Source organism: Caulobacter sp. BE254, assembly GCF_031457295.1.
In the GTDB taxonomy this organism is placed as follows: Bacteria; Pseudomonadota; Alphaproteobacteria; order Caulobacterales; family Caulobacteraceae; genus Caulobacter.
In genome coordinates this window covers 169,276-183,603 of sequence record NZ_JAVDWJ010000002.1, presented here as the reverse complement: position 1 = coordinate 183,603, position 14,328 = coordinate 169,276, and the positions used below count along the sequence as shown (strand labels likewise).

At 68.6% G+C, this 14,328-nt stretch carries 15 protein-coding genes and 1 tRNA gene; 9 read left to right on the top strand and 7 right to left on the bottom strand.

The features are described 5' to 3' along the window. The first annotated feature begins 61 nt into the window (after positions 1–61). A complete protein-coding gene (locus tag J2X41_RS04950) occupies positions 62–196 on the top strand; it encodes an entericidin A/B family lipoprotein (protein ID WP_056757999.1) in 135 nt (44 codons plus the stop codon). A 289-nt stretch (positions 197–485) separates the two neighbouring features. Next, entirely contained in the window at positions 486–1,547 is a 1,062-nt protein-coding gene (locus J2X41_RS04945; RefSeq protein ID WP_310080090.1) for a hypothetical protein, read from the top strand. A gap of 15 nt (positions 1,548–1,562) precedes the next feature. Here J2X41_RS04945 and J2X41_RS04940 read toward each other — a convergent pair whose 3' ends face one another. The 3 genes from J2X41_RS04940 to chpT all read right to left on the bottom strand — a co-directional run bounded on the left by J2X41_RS04940 (position 1,563) and on the right by chpT (position 3,524). Next, positions 1,563–2,375, bottom strand: a complete 813-nt coding sequence (locus J2X41_RS04940; protein WP_310080089.1) for a protein-glutamate O-methyltransferase CheR — start codon at positions 2,373–2,375, stop codon at positions 1,563–1,565. After that, a complete protein-coding gene (locus J2X41_RS04935) occupies positions 2,372–2,749 on the bottom strand; it encodes a response regulator (protein WP_165916747.1) in 378 nt (125 codons plus the stop codon). Before J2X41_RS04935 ends, J2X41_RS04940 begins: the two co-directional genes overlap by 4 nt. A gap of 82 nt (positions 2,750–2,831) precedes the next feature. Further along, a complete protein-coding gene (gene chpT, locus J2X41_RS04930) occupies positions 2,832–3,524 on the bottom strand; it encodes a histidine phosphotransferase ChpT (RefSeq protein WP_310080086.1) in 693 nt (230 codons plus the stop codon). A gap of 65 nt (positions 3,525–3,589) precedes the next feature. Between chpT and J2X41_RS04925 the strand changes: the two genes are divergently transcribed. After that, positions 3,590–3,775, top strand: a complete 186-nt coding sequence (locus J2X41_RS04925; RefSeq protein ID WP_310080085.1) for a DUF3553 domain-containing protein — start codon at positions 3,590–3,592, stop codon at positions 3,773–3,775. After that, a complete protein-coding gene (cysQ, locus tag J2X41_RS04920) occupies positions 3,776–4,552 on the top strand; it encodes a 3'(2'),5'-bisphosphate nucleotidase CysQ (protein ID WP_310080083.1) in 777 nt (258 codons plus the stop codon). It begins immediately after the preceding gene. Here the strand turns inward: cysQ and J2X41_RS04915 are convergent. Next, positions 4,549–5,487 carry an EF-hand domain-containing protein gene (locus J2X41_RS04915; RefSeq protein WP_310080081.1) on the bottom strand — a complete coding sequence of 313 codons (939 nt, stop codon included), beginning with the start codon at positions 5,485–5,487 and terminating at the stop codon, positions 4,549–4,551. The two genes, cysQ and J2X41_RS04915, sit on opposite strands and share 4 nt — an antisense overlap. A 46-nt stretch (positions 5,488–5,533) precedes the next feature. Beyond that, the gene (locus tag J2X41_RS04910) at positions 5,534–6,364 is read right to left on the bottom strand and encodes a helix-turn-helix transcriptional regulator (protein ID WP_310080077.1); all 831 of its coding nucleotides are present in this window, start codon (positions 6,362–6,364) and stop codon (positions 5,534–5,536) included. 120 nt (positions 6,365–6,484) lie between these two features. Here J2X41_RS04910 and J2X41_RS04905 point away from each other — a divergent pair, with 120 nt between their 5' ends. Further along, positions 6,485–7,456, top strand: a complete 972-nt coding sequence (locus J2X41_RS04905) for an alpha/beta hydrolase (protein ID WP_310080075.1) — start codon at positions 6,485–6,487, stop codon at positions 7,454–7,456. 70 nt (positions 7,457–7,526) lie between these two features. Here the strand turns inward: J2X41_RS04905 and J2X41_RS04900 are convergent. Both J2X41_RS04900 and J2X41_RS04895 read right to left on the bottom strand, forming a co-directional pair. Beyond that, positions 7,527–7,602, bottom strand: a tRNA-Ala gene (locus J2X41_RS04900). 203 nt (positions 7,603–7,805) lie between these two features. Further along, positions 7,806–8,273 carry a TIGR02300 family protein gene (locus tag J2X41_RS04895; RefSeq protein ID WP_310080073.1) on the bottom strand — a complete coding sequence of 156 codons (468 nt, stop codon included), beginning with the start codon at positions 8,271–8,273 and terminating at the stop codon, positions 7,806–7,808. A gap of 115 nt (positions 8,274–8,388) precedes the next feature. On the opposite strand from J2X41_RS04895, the gene aroA reads away from it, so the two are divergent. From aroA to J2X41_RS04875, 4 genes are all read left to right on the top strand, one after another. Next, positions 8,389–9,711, top strand: a complete 1,323-nt coding sequence (gene aroA / locus J2X41_RS04890; protein ID WP_310080071.1) for a 3-phosphoshikimate 1-carboxyvinyltransferase — start codon at positions 8,389–8,391, stop codon at positions 9,709–9,711. Between the two features lie 2 nt (positions 9,712–9,713). Beyond that, entirely contained in the window at positions 9,714–10,364 is a 651-nt protein-coding gene (gene cmk / locus J2X41_RS04885; RefSeq protein ID WP_310080069.1) for a (d)CMP kinase, read from the top strand. A 132-nt stretch (positions 10,365–10,496) separates the two neighbouring features. After that, complete coding sequence (gene rpsA / locus J2X41_RS04880) at positions 10,497–12,206, top strand: 30S ribosomal protein S1 (protein ID WP_310080067.1); 1,710 nt, start codon at positions 10,497–10,499, stop codon at positions 12,204–12,206. Between the two features lie 137 nt (positions 12,207–12,343). Further along, positions 12,344–14,314 carry a DUF3857 domain-containing protein gene (locus tag J2X41_RS04875; RefSeq protein ID WP_310080065.1) on the top strand — a complete coding sequence of 657 codons (1,971 nt, stop codon included), beginning with the start codon at positions 12,344–12,346 and terminating at the stop codon, positions 14,312–14,314. The last annotated feature ends 14 nt before the right edge of the window (positions 14,315–14,328 follow it).

Sequence of the window (14,328 nt, the reverse complement as noted above, 5' to 3'; positions counted from 1 at the left end):
GCCCACGTTCAACTGGGGCAACATCTTGGACGCCCACACGGGCGATCACCGGAGAAGACCCATGCGTAAGCTCATCATTCTGGCCGCGATCGCCGCCAGCCTCACCGTCGCGGCCTGCAACACCGTCGAAGGCGCCGGCAAGGACGTCTCGTCGGCGGGCGCCGCCGTCAGCGACACCGCCAAGGACGCCAAGTAGTCCTCGACCGGAAATCCGAAGCCTGGGCGACCGGGCCTGGAACGAGCCCGCCGGTCATGAATCGGCGGGCTTTTTTTCGACAGGTCACGTTCCTCGGATCCCTCTGGGGCGACATTTCCAAGGCGCAATTCAAAGTCCAGACGGCAACGCTCGGTCGCGTTTCGTGACAATCACCCTCGCCCATGACGAGCCGGTTACAAATCCGGTTTCAGTTCAATCCTCACCGATATCCGCCAGCCAAGCTGGCGCTTCAGCCTGTGGTCGTCTGTTCCACGGGTGTGATCCTCAATTGCCGCGTCCTTCTTCCGCGCCGATCTTCGTACATAGTGGCTGGCGATGCTCCAGCACCTATGTCTGGCACCGCTTCCGCGCCGTCCCCGAGGTGATGGCCTATTACGAGCCCTGGCACGAACAGCTGGCCTGGCTGACGCCCGAGCGGATCGAGCACGAACGGCCGGCCACCAGCGGCCTGCGCCACCCGAACGAGGGCCTGCCCTACCTGTCGGAGTTCGCCGACCTGCTGCGGCCGGACGGCGGCGTCGACCGTTTCGAAGCTCGCCTGGCGCTGGACGGCTATTTCCTGCCGCCCGAGCAGGAGGATTCCGGCCAGGCCGCCTATGTCGAGACGTTGATCGCGGCGGCGCGACGTCAGGACCGCACTCCGGTGCTGGCCTGCTGCCGCACGCTGGGCCGGATCGGCTGGCTGCGGCGGCGGTTCGGCGGCACCCATATCGTGCTGATCCGCGATCCGGTGCAGCAATGGCGATCGTTCTATTCGCTGCGCAAGCGGCCCCGGCCGACCTATTTCGAGCTCAGCCAATACGTGATCCTGTCCGAGGCGGCGTGCGGCGAGGCGGGCGCCCGGCGGCTGGGCCTCACGGCAGGGAAGGGCGAACTCGCCGATCGCATCCAGGCGGTCCGCAAGCGACTGAAGCGTGCGCCGGCGCGGGTGTCGTTCGCCGCCTTTCTGGCGGTCTATGTGCTGTCCTACGTGGCGGCCCTGCCGCGCGCCGACCTAGTCATCGATGTCGACCGTCTGGGCGGCGACCCCGAATACGCCCGGACCATGGCCACGGCGATCCAGGTGCTGACCGGCGTGAAGCTGGACTTCAGCGACTGCCGCACGCCCCCGCCGCATGCCGGCAGGCTGCCCGTCGACTACCGCAAGGAAGCCGTGGCGATGATCGAGGCGCTGGACCTTTCGGCGACGCTGACGGCGCCCGGATCGGTCCAGACCCTCTATCGCAAGCTGGTCAAGGCGCTCCCCGGGCGCGAGCCCGCGACGCCCTGGGCGCGGATGCTGGCCTTCTGGCGCGAGCATGGCCTGAAGCCGGGCGCGGTCGAGGCCTGAGGCGATCTCGCCGGGTCAGGCCGCGGCGCGGGCGAAAAGGCCCGAGGGTCCGGCGATCGCTTGCACGGCGTTGGTGACGCCCTCCAGCGATTCCCCGCTGCCGACCAGCAGCACGCCGTCGTCTTCCAGGCGGGCGGCGAGGCTCTCGATCACCCGGCCGTGCACGGCCGGATCCAGGCCTGGCAGGACGTTGCGCAGCAGGATGACGTCGAACTTGCCCATCGAGGACAGGTCGGCCAGCAGGTTGATCCGCCGCCAGCGCACCGCCTGGCGGATGCGCGGGGTGATCGCCCACATCTCGTCCTGGTTCTCGAAGTGCTTGACGAGCAGGCGGATCGGCAGTCCGCGCTGGACCTCGAACTGGGTGTAGAGGCCGCTCTGGGCCTTTTCCAGGCAGCGGTCCGACAGGTCCGAACCGAAGAATTCGAACCGGGCGCCCGGCGCGATGTCGCGCGCCTCGGCGGCGGTCATCGCCAGGGAATAGACCTCCTGGCCGGTCGAGCAAGCCGCGCTCCAGATGCGGATCGGCCGGTCGCGCCCTTGCCTGGACAGGCCCGGCAGCAGGTCGTCGCGCAGGTGGGCGAAGACCTCGCGATCGCGAAAGAAGGCGGTCTCGTTCTGGGTCAAGGCCTCGACCACGGCCCAGATCAACCGGTCGTCGCGATCGGCGCGCAGGGCGGCGATCATCACCTCGATCGACTCAAAGCCTTCGCGGCGGGCCAGCGGGTTGAGCCGGCTCTCGACCAGATAGGCCTTGTCGCTCTCGATCCGCAGACCGGCGCGCTGCCGGGCCAGCGCGGCCAGCAGGTCCATGTCCTCGGGCGTCACAGCAGGCCCGCCTCGGCGAACTTCGCCGCGATGATGTCGCCGTCGAACGGCTTCATGATGTACTCGTCCGCCCCGGCGTCCAGCGCCTCGCGGATGGCCTCGATCCGGTTCTCGACGGTGCAGAAGACCACGGTCGGCCCCTGGCCGCCCGGCTCCTGGCGCAGATGGCGCAGGAACTCGATCCCGTTCATGACCGGCATGTTCCAGTCCAGGAGCACGGCGTCGGGCATCGCCGCTCGGCACCAGGCCAGGGCTTCCACGCCGTCGGCGGCTTCGGCGATCTCGAAGCCTATGTCTTCCAGGACGCGCCGGGCGACTTTGCGGATCACCCGGCTGTCGTCGACGACGAGACAGGTCTTCACGGCACGCTCCAATCCAATCCCCTCAGCTTGCGGCCGAGGGTGTTAAGGACCGGTGACGGCGATGGCGATCTTAGGTTTTATCGCTCGGACGGGCTCAGGCGGGGACCCAGGCGGCGAGGGTGACCTGGTCCTCGCCCAGTTCGACCCCGACCTGGCCGCCGGCCGCGCGGACCAGGGCGTTCAGATAGGCCGCCTGCACCCAAGGGCCGCCCAGGCCCTCGGCCAGGGCCTCGCCCTTCAGGCCCGCCAGCACTTCCGGCCGCAGGCGGGCGCGGGGGCCCGCGGCGTGGGCGGTGATCGCCACCCGGTCGTCCGCGACCACGGCCCGCAGCGTCGCCTTGCCGCCGGCCGGCAGGGCGCTGGCGGCGATCTGGGCGATGTTGAGGATGGCGCGGGCGGTGGCCTTGTTCATGGTCGAGGGCGGGATCGCCCAGTCCAGGGTGGGGCGCACGTGGGCGAACACGCCCTGGGCCAGCTTTTCCAGCTCGCGGGAATCGAAGTTCTCGGCCGAGGCGGAGGCGCCGAACGCCACCCGGGTGAACTGCAGCAGGTCGGCCAGCTTGCGGGCGCTGGACGAGATCAGGCTCATGGCGTCCTCGCGCATGTCCTGCGCCGAGGGATCCTCCAGCAGGTCCAGGCCCGAGACGATGGCGCTGGCCGGGCTGATGAAGTCGTGGCAGAGGCGCGCGGCCAGGAGGGCGGCGAAGTCGGGGCCTCCTATATCCACCTTTGGGGCGTTCAATTCGGGCGCGGCGGCCTGCGGCGCGGATGCGGCTTCATCGGTCATGGCGCGATCTTTGGCGTGATTTGGGACTTTGGCAAACGCTGCTGGCGGCCTATCAGAAGCGCGTCATGGATCCGTTTCTCGAGCCGGGCGTCCTCGTGCGCCATCCCGACCAGCCCGACTGGGGCCTGGGCCAGGTGCAGTCGGTGATCGGCCATCGCGTGACCGTCAATTTCGAAGACGTCGGCAAGCAGACGGTCGACGCCACGCGCGTCGCCCTGGTGTTCGTCGGCGACGACCCCCGAGGAAGCTGAATGGCCCATACGAACCTGGCGGACTACGGCCGCGAGCTGGCGACGATCGTCGAGGCGGCCGCCGAGGTCATCCTGCCGTACTGGCGCACCGAGTTGGACGTGGTCCGTAAGGCCGACGAGAGCCCGGTCACCGAGGCCGACCGGGCTGGGGAGCGCCTGATCCTGGCCCGGCTGGCCGAACGTTTCCCGGAGATCCCGGCGATCTCCGAGGAGCACGCCTGCGAGTTCGGGACGCCCGACGCCATCGGCCCGCGCTTCTTCCTGGTCGACCCGGTCGACGGGACCAAGGCCTTCGTGCGCGGCGATCCCAACTTCACGGTCAATATCGGCCTGATCGACGACGGCGTTCCGGTGGCCGGCGCCATCTGCGCCCCGGCGACAGGCGAGGTCTGGTTCACCAGCGCCGAAGGCGTGCTCAAGCGCGAGGGTTCCGGCGGCGCCGAGGCCCGGGTCCAGGCGCGGACCTGGCCCGAAGGTCAGGCCCTGGCCCTGGTCAGCCATACGATGAAGGAAGAAAGGGCGGCCGAACTGGCGGCCCAGTACGGCTTTTCCCTGCGCGCCCCGATGGACAGCTCGATCAAGCTGGTGCGCATCGCCGAGGGCGCGGCCGACATCTATCCGCGCCACGGGCCGACCATGGAATGGGACACCGCCGCCGGCCACGCCATCCTGGTCGCCGCGGGCGGCCGCTTCACGACGCCCGAGGGCGAGGCCTTCACCTACGGCAAGGCCGACCAGGGCTTCCGCAACGGCTGGTTCGTGGCCCGGGGCGCTTAGGCCTTGCGGTTCAGGGCGCCGCCCAGTTCCGAGGCCGTCTGGTCGCTCAGGCTCCGCAGGGTCGAGCCCAGCAGCCGCGCCAGCAGCGCTTCGCCGTTCGAGGGTGGAGCGGGCAGGTGACCGACCTGGATCGGCTGGAACGCTGGCGAGCGCCGTTGACTGGCGGCACGCAACTCGTCGCCGGAAAGCTTCATGTCGCCGTCGCGATCGGCCGACTTGATCAGGTCGCCGACGGCGGTCGGGTCGAGGTTTCGAGCCTTGGCCGCTGCCATCAGTTCGTCGGCCGAAAGAACGCCGTCCCCGTCCCCGTCGTAGCGCGCGGCCAGGACGCCGGCCGTCTGGCTGCTGTCGCCGAACCGAAAGATGTGGGGGGCGGCTTCGAGCGTGGCCGTCAGTTCCTCCGTCGACAGCCGGCCGTTCTGGTCCGCGTCGGTCCCGCTGAACACCTCGGCGTTGACCTGCTCGGGCGAGTCCCCGGCGCTCGCGCCCTCCGCGTCGATCCGGCCGGAGCTGGGCGACGCGACGCCCGCATATTCCGCCGCGGACAGCGCACCGTCGCCGTCGGTGTCCGCGCGCGAGACCAGCCACTTGGCGACCCCCGCTTCGTCCTGCACGCCGAGCAGGGTCTTGAGGTTCTTGCTGTCAAGAAGCCTGGAGGCGCCGAACTCGCCGGAATCGAGCGCGCCGTCGCCATTGCGGTCGAAGGCCGAGACCAGGGCCTGCTTGTCGGCAAGCTTGTCCGGGTCGTTATTGCCGAGCTTGGCGATCTCCTGGGCCGAGACCTTGCCGTCCTGATCGGCGTCGAACGTCTTGAACACCTGGTCCTTGACCGCCGACAGCATCGCCATCCCGCCCAAATTCAGGAATCTAGGAGCCGGAATGCCGCCTTCGCGTTGGATGCCGCTCGCGCCGATGCCCATGGTGTCGCCCTTCATGCTCGCGGTCCCCGCAGCAAGTTTGGCGCCAGAGGTTGTATTGCGGTCAGGCGATCTTTTCCGCCAACCCCTTGCAGAAGGCCGCTGTCTCGTCGTCGGCGGGGAACATGCACTCCACCCGCAGCTCCTCCAGCGTGATGTCCCGCGAGGTGCCGAAGGTGGTCAGGGTCGAGAAGAAGGTCAGGCGCTGGTCGCCCTTGCGGAAGGTGACGGTCATCAGCGGCAGGGGCGTGGCGCCCAGCTCGCGTCGCTCCCAGCGGGCTGGCACGTCCGGATAGGCCAGCACCTCGTCCAGCAGGGCGCGGGAGGTCCTGTCGGTGGCGGCCTCGTGATGCAGGTGGCGGATCAGGTCGCCGGCCACCTCTTCCCAGTTTTCGACGAAAGGCCGCATGTCGGCGGGGTCGAAGACCTGGCGCATGATATTGCCGTGCGGCTGGACCCCGTCGCGCAGCCAGTCGAACACCCTGAGCAGGCCCTTGTTGGCCATCAGCACGTCCCAGTGGCGGTTCACCACGAAGGCGGGATAGGGCTCCTGCTGGGCCAGGATGAACTCGATGGCCCGCCGCATCAGGGCCATCTGCGGATCGCTCAGGGCGGTCTCGCGGTAGCCCGGCGCATAACCGGCCACGACCAGCAGGGCGTTGCGGTCGCGCATCGGCATGTCCAACGCCCCGGCCAGCAGAGCGACCAGCTCGCGGCTGGGCCGCGCCTTGCCGGTCTCGACATAGCTGAGGTGGCGGGTCGAGATCCCGGCCTCCAGCGCCAGGTCCATCTGGCTCATGCGGCGGGCGCTGCGCCACTGGCGCAGCAGGTCGCCCAACGGATGGTCGGCGACGGCGGGAACGCCCCGAGGCGGCGGCGAGGTCATCGTGTTCATGGCGTGACACTAACCGCGTCGAGCATGATCGCCATAACCTTGCAGGTCATGGAGCCGGTGATCCGGCGATCCTACTCCTCCGGCTCATCGGGGCTTCCGCCCCCCATGAGGACCGGATCCATGCAAAGACGACAGTTCCTGACCGCTTCCGCGGGGTTGGCGACCCTGGCCGCCGCCGGCGCGGCCCGGGCCGACGGAGGCTTGCCCCGCGCCGAGCACGACGCGAGCGCCGCGCGCGCGTGGAACGCGGCCCGCCGCTACCAGTCGACCCGGTTCGGCGACATCGCCTATGTCGAGCGCGGCGCCGGCCCGGTCGCCCTGTTCCTGCACGGTTTCCCGCTCAACGGCTTCCAGTGGCGTGGGGCGTTCGACCGCCTGGCGTCGCACCGACGCTGCATCGCCCCGGACTCCCTGGGCCTGGGCTTCACCCGGGTGGCGGCCGGCCAGGGCGTGACCCCGTCCGACCAGGCCGACATGCTGGCGGCGTTCCTCGACAAGCTGGGGATCGCCTCGGTCGACCTGGTCGCCAACGACAGTGGCGGGGCGGTGGCCCAGATCTTCGTCACCCGCTTTCCGGAAAGGGTGCGCACCCTGCTGCTGACCAATTGCGACGTCGAGCCCGACAGCCCGCCGCCGGCCCTGCAGCCGGTGCTGGCCCTGGCCCGCGACGGGACCTATCCCGACCAGTGGCTGGTCCCCTGGTTCAGGGACCCCAAGCTGGCGCGTTCGCCGCAGGGCTTTGGCGGCATGTGCTTCTCCGACCCCAGCCAGCCCACCGACGCGGCGATCGCGATGTATTTCGGTCCGCTGGTCGCCACCCCGGCCAGCAAGGCCCTGGTCAACGCTTACACCCTCGGCCTGGACCCCAATCCCCTAGCCGGGATCGAGACGGCGCTGCGCCGGTGCAAGGTGCCCGTCCGCATCGTCTGGGGCATGGCCGACGACATCTTCGCCAAGGAGAGCCCGGACTATCTGGACCGCCTGCTGCCGAACTCACGGGGCGTTCGTCGCCTGCCCAAAGCAAAGCTGTTCTGGCCCGAGGAGTATCCGGAGGTCGTCGCCGACGAGGCGCGCAAGCTGTGGGGCGTGTGAGGGGGAGCGGCGCCGCCGAGCCGGGCGCTGGACATGGAAACGGCCGCTCCCTTTAGGGAAGCGGCCGTCTTGGTGGAGCTAAGCGGAGTCGAACCGCTGACCTCTTGAATGCCATTCAAGCGCTCTACCAGCTGAGCTATAGCCCCAAGGTTTTCCCAAGTTTCCCGGTGGGAAGCGTTGGTATTCCCTAGTCTCTCCAGTGGTTCCGAGTGGGTGGCCCCCGAAGAGGCGCGGAACCTATGCCGGGAGGATTTTTGGATCAACCCTCCCGGCGAACTTTTTTCGGAAAATTTTTCGAACCGTTGTTCTTCAGAATTTCCCCAAGGAAACGAGACGGGTGCGGACGAGCTTAGTCGTCGTCGTCCGCGCCCGGCAGGCCTTCGATTTCGTCGTCCAGGACGTCCTCGTCGTCTTCGTCCTCGAGGAACGGAACGTCGTCGGCTTCGTCCTCGGCCAGGTCTTCGTCTTCCGAGAAGTCGACACCCAGGTCGTCGGCGGCCGGGGCCGGGGCGACGGTCGGGTCGGTGTCGTCGTCGTCGGCTTCGACGACTTCCTCGGCGACCTCGTCGATTTCCGGGGTCTCATCGACCTCGTCCTCGAAGCCATCCTCCTCCTTGGGAGCGGGGGCGGGCTTCTCGTCCTCGGCGTCGTAGTCCGGCGTGACGGCGCGAGCCCGGACGCGGCGCGACTTCAGCGCCTCTTCCGGATCAAACGTCTCCCCGCACTTGGGGCAAGCGGCCGGGCGGCGGCCCAGGTCATAGAATTTCGATTGGCAGTTGGGGCAAATTTGTTTTGCGCCCAATTCGGGATTGGCCAAGTTGGCGACCCTTTGATCCAGATGGGAAAAGCGGCCGGTCACTTGCCATGACGAGGGGCCGCTGTCAAAAGCAATCCCCTCGCGAAAAGCACATGATACGGAGGCCGGTGACGGCATGGCGGCGGCTGGACTGAAGAGCACGCCCGGCGGGGCCTTGCGGGGAACCGTCCGGGCCCCTGGCGACAAGTCGATTTCGCACCGCTCGATGATCCTCGGCGCCCTGGCTTCGGGGACCACCACGGTCGAGGGCCTGCTGGAGGGCGCCGACGTGCTGGCGACCGCCCAGGCCATGCGCAGCTTCGGCGCCCGGGTCGAACAGGAGGGCGTCGGCCGCTGGCGGATCGAGGGCCATGGCGGCTTCGCCGAGCCGTCGGACGTGGTCGACTGCGGCAACGCCGGCACCGGCGTGCGGCTGATCATGGGAGCGGCGGCCGGCTTCGCCCTGTGCGCCACCTTCACCGGCGACAGCTCGCTGCGCGGCCGACCGATGGGCCGGGTGCTGGACCCGCTGGCCCGGATGGGCGCCACCTGGCTGGGCCGCGACAAAGGCCGCCTGCCGCTGACCCTGAAGGGCGGCAACCTGCGCGGCCTGTCCTACAGGCTGCCGATGGCCTCGGCCCAGGTGAAGTCGGCCGTGTTGCTGGCCGGTCTGCACGCCGAGGGCGGGGTCGAGGTGATCGAGCCAGAAGCCACCCGCGACCACACCGAGCGCATGCTGCGGGCCTTCGGGGCTGAGGTGATCGTCGAAGACAGGGCCGGGGTGCGTCATATCCGCCTGCCGGCCGGCCAGAAGTTGACCGGAACCCACGTCGCCGTGCCTGGCGACCCATCGTCGGCGGCCTTCCCGCTGGTGGCCGGCCTGATCGTCCCCGGCTCGGAAGTGACGGTCGAGGGCGTGATGCTCAACGAATTGCGCACCGGCCTGTTCACGACGCTGCAGGAGATGGGGGCGGATCTCGTCGTCTCGAATGTTCGCGAGTCGAGCGGTGAGCAGGTCGGCGACATCACCGCCCGCTACTCGCCGAACATGAAGGGCGTCGTCGTGCCGCCCGAGCGCGCCCCGGCGATGATCGACGAATATCCGATCCTGGCGATCGCCGCCGCCTTCGCCACAGGCGAGACGATCATGCGCGGCGTCGGCGAGATGCGGGTCAAGGAAAGCGACCGCATCGCCCTGACCGCCGCCGGCCTGGAAGCCTGCGGCGTCGACGTCGAGGAGGAGCCGGAGGGCTTCATCGTCCGCGGGACCGGCCAGCCGCCGCGTGGCGGGGCCATGGTCGAGACCCATGGCGATCACCGGATCGCCATGAGCCACCTGATCCTTGGCATGGCCGCCCAGTCGGCGGTGTCAATCGACGAGCCCGGCATGATCGCCACCAGCTTTCCCGGCTTCGCCGAGATGATGCGTGGCCTTGGCGGGACGGTCGAGGAGGCCTGAGCATGGCCTTCATCATCGCCGTCGACGGCCCCGCCGCCTCGGGCAAGGGCACGGTGGCCAGCCGGCTGGCTAGACTCTATGGCTATCCGATGCTCGACACCGGCCTGCTCTACAGAGCCGTGGGCGTGCGTCTGCTGGACGCCGCCGGCGACCTGGACGACGCGACCGCGGCCGAGGACGCGGCACGCGGGCTCGACCTGGCCGAACTGGAAAAGGTCGAGGTCCGCACGCGCCAGGCGGGCGAGGCCGCCAGCCGCGTGGCGGTGCACCCTGGCGTCCGCGCGGCTCTGTTCGACCTGCAACGCGATTTCGCCCTGCGCGAGCCCGGCAGCGTCATCGACGGTCGCGACATCGGCACGGTGATCGCCCCCGAAGCGCCGGCCAAGCTGTTCGTCACCGCCAGCCCGGAGGTCCGCGCCGACCGCCGCTGGAAGCAGCTGCTGGGCCAGGGCGAGGCCGTGACCTTCGAGGAAATCCTCGCCGACATCCGCAAGCGCGACGAACGGGACGGCGGCCGAGCCAGCGCGCCGATGACCCAGGCGCCAGACGCGGTCTTGCTTGATACGTCGGAAATGACTATAGACCAGGCCTTCGATGCGGCCTGCCGCATCGTCGAGACGGCGCGCGCCCGGTGGGGAAACCCCAAGGGCTAATCCACCGCCCGCCTCGCCGCCGCTCAGGACGCGGTGGATCGCATCAAAAACCCACATCACCCGGAATCCCGAGAACCGTCATTCGGCGGCGCTCATCGCAGGGCTTCCCTCAACACGAGACTAAACATCAGCATGGCTGACGATATGAGCTTCAACCCGACGCGCGACGATTTCGAAGCGCTGCTGAACGATTCCATGGGCGGCCGCGACTTCCAGGAAGGCACCGTCGTCAAGGGCATCGTTGTCGGGATCGAGAAGGATTTCGCGATCATCGACGTCGGTCTGAAGACCGAAGGCCGGGTTCCGCAGAAGGAATTCGGCGTCGACGAGACCGGCAAAGCCACCATCAAGGTCGGCGACTCGGTCGAAGTCTTCCTGGAACGCCTGGAAAACGCCCTCGGCGAAGCGGTCATCAGCCGCGAAAAGGCCAAGCGCGAAGAAGCCTGGACCCGTCTGGAAGGCGTCTACGCCAAGAACGAACCCGTGCTCGGCGCCATCGTCGGTCGCGTCAAGGGCGGCTTCACCGTCGACCTGGGCGGCGCCTCGGCCTTCCTGCCCGGCTCGCAGGTCGACATCCGCCCGGTGCGCGACGTCGGCCCGCTGATGGGCAAGGAACAGCCCTTCGCCATCCTGAAGATGGACCGTCCGCGCGGCAACATCGTCGTCTCGCGTCGCGCCATCCTGGAAGAAGCCCGCGCCGAGCAGCGCACCGAACTGGTGTCGCAGCTGCAAGAGGGTGAAATCCGCGAAGGCGTGGTCAAGAACATCACCGACTACGGCGCGTTCGTGGACCTGGGCGGCATCGACGGCCTGCTGCACGTCACCGACATGAGCTGGAAGCGCGTCAACCACCCGAGCCAAGTGCTCGCCGTGGGCGACACCGTGAAGGTCCAGATCGTCAAGATTAACCCGGACACCCAGCGCATCAGCCTCGGCATGAAGCAGCTGCAGAGCGATCCCTGGGACGGCGTCGAAGCCAAGTACCCGGTCGGCGCCAAGTTCACCGGCCGCATCACCAACATCACCGACTACGGCGCCTTCGTGGAGCTGGAAGCCGGCGTTGAAGGCCTGGTCCACGTCTCGGAAATGTCCTGGACCAAGAAGAACGTCCACCCCGGCAAGATCGTCTCGACCTCGCAAGAAGTCGACGTGGTCGTGCTGGATGTCGATCCGTCCAAGCGCCGCGTGTCGCTGGGCCTGAAGCAGGCCCTGGCCAATCCGTGGGATTCCTTCCTGGAAACCCACCCGGTCGGCTCGACCGTCGAGGGCGAAGTCAAGAACGCGACCGAATTTGGTCTGTTCATCGGCCTCGACAACGACATCGACGGCATGGTCCACCTGTCGGACATCGACTGGAGCGCCTCGGGCGAAGAAGCCATGTCGCGCTACAAGAAGGGCGACATCGTCAAGGCCAAGGTCCTGGACGTCGACGTCGAGAAGGAACGCATCTCGCTGGGCATCAAGCAGCTGGGCGGCGATCCGATGTCGGGCGACACCTATCGCAAGGGCCAGACGGTGACGGTCACCGTGACCGAGGTCACCACCGGCGGCATCGAAGTGCGCTTCGGCGAGGACGACGCCCTGATGACCGCGTTCATCCGCAAGTCGGACCTGTCGCGCGATCGCCAGGAACAGCGCCCCGAGCGCTTCGCCGTGGGTGACCGCGTCGACGCTCAGATCACCAACATCGACAAGGCGGCTCGCCGCGTCTCGATGTCGATCAAGTCGCTGGAAATGGCCGAAGAGAAGGAAGCCATCGAGCAGTTCGGCTCGTCGGACTCCGGCGCTTCGCTGGGCGACATCCTGGGCGCGGCCCTGCGCGAGCGGGCCACCAAGGACTAAGCCTTCGCCTGATCGCGAAGACGAAAAGAGCGGCGGCCGGAGCGATCCGGCCGCCGTTTTCTTTTGCCTGGAAGCTTGCTACGACTGCCTGAGGTTGTGTTTGGCGCGCGTGCGCCATGTGGCTTTGGGGGCGTCTCGTGCTGAAATCCTGGAAGGTCGCGATCGCGATCCTGGCGTGGAGCGCGTTCGGCGCGAGCCTGGCCTGGGCCGACGACAAGCCGACCTACGCGCCGCCCGCCGCGTGGGTGCAGCCCGCGCCGATCCCCGCCGCGCCTGACGACGGCCAGCCGCCCCCCGCCGTCCAGACCCTGCTGAACGACAACCAGGCCTTCGCCGACGCCGAAGGCATCACCTACTACAACCGAAGGGTCGTTCGGATCGCCAAGCCCGAGGGCCTGGCGGGTTCGGGTTCGCGGTCCATGACCTGGGATCCGGTGCGCGAGCGGCTTGTCCTGCACGCTCTGGCCATCGTCCGGAACGGCCAGACGATCGATCTGCTCAAGGGCGGCAAGGACGTCCTGGTCCTGCGGCGCGAGAAGAACATGGAGCGGGCCATGTTGGACGGGCGCATGACCGCCAGCATCCAGCTCAACGATCTGCAGGTCGGCGACGTCGTCGACTGGTCCTACAGCCTGCAGCACAACGAGCCCCTGTTCGGCGGCCGCAGCAACGATTCCGAGCGCATGGGCTGGGCGGGCGTCGCGTCGCGTTATCGTGTGCGGCTGCTGTGGCCCGATGGCGTCGCCATGACGTGGAAGGCGACCGCGGGCTTTCCGGAGCCCAAGGTCTCGACGATTGGAAAAACCCACCAGCTGCTGGTCGATGTCTCCAACGTCACCGCGCCGAAGCCGCCGATCGGCGCGCCGGCCCGCTTCCAGCGCGTGGGCCAGTTGGAAGCCTCGACCTTCCGCGACTGGAACGAGATCTCGGCGCGCATGGCGCCGCTGTTCACCGAGGCCTCGACCCTGACGGCGGCCTCGCCGTTGAAGGCCGAGGCGGCGACGATCGCCGCCGCCAGCCCGGATCCCAAGGTCCGGGCCTTCGCCGCCCTCCAGCTGGTCGAGGAAAAGACCCGCTACCTGTTCATGGGCATGGGCGACGGCGGCTATCGCCCGACGTCGGCCGACCAGACCTGGTCGCGACGATTTGGCGACTGCAAGGCCAAGACGGCCCTGCTGTTGGCTTTGCTGCGCGAGCTGGGCGTCCAGGCCGAGCCGGTGCTGGTGGCCATGGCGGGGGGCGACGGCCTGAACCTCCGCGTGCCCAGCGCCGCCCAGTTCAACCACGTCCTGGTGCGTGCCCGCATCGACGGCGCCGACTACTGGCTGGACGGCACGCGCACCGGGGATCGGGGCGGGCTCCAGACCCTGCGCCCGCCAGGCTATCGCTGGGGCCTGCCGATCCGGGCGGGCGGCGCCAGCTTGGTCGAAATCGAGCAGCCGCCGCTGACGATCCCTGACAGCGACGTTGTCCTTCACATCGACGCATCGGCTGGGCTGGATGCGCCTGCCCCCACGCGAATGACCACGACCTTGCGAGGCGATCCCGCGCGGGCGATCGGACGGATGACCGAGACGGCCAGCCGCGCCGATGTCGAGCGCGCGCTCAAGCAAGGCTTCTCCACCAGCCTCAGCTGGATCGATTTCAAGACCGTGGACTGGGCGCGCGCCGACGACGGGTCGATGACCGTGACCCTGACGGGGGAGGCGACCCTGGACTGGCGACCCAATGACGATCTGGGCGTGCGCGAGTTCCATGTTCCCGGCACGGGGGAGGGCCAGGTCAAGGCCCTGCCGCGTCGCGAGCCAGGGCCGGACAGCGACGCGCCCTACGCCGTAGCCTATCCGACCGCCTCCCGGGGCGTGTTCGAAATCGTCCTGCCCAAGGCCGGGGCGGGGTTCAGCGTCAAGGGGCCGAACGGCGAGGCGATGATCGGCGGCGCCAGGAACGTCCAGACCAGCGTGCTGTCCGGCGGCGTCGCACGCTTCGAGCGGACGGCCGTCAGCCAGGTCCGCGAAATCCCGTACGCGGCGGCCGAGGAGACCAACCGACAACTGCGCAGCGCCGCCGCGGAAGCCAAGATCGTCCGGGCGCCGAAGGGGCTTTGAGAGAGCCATGCGCG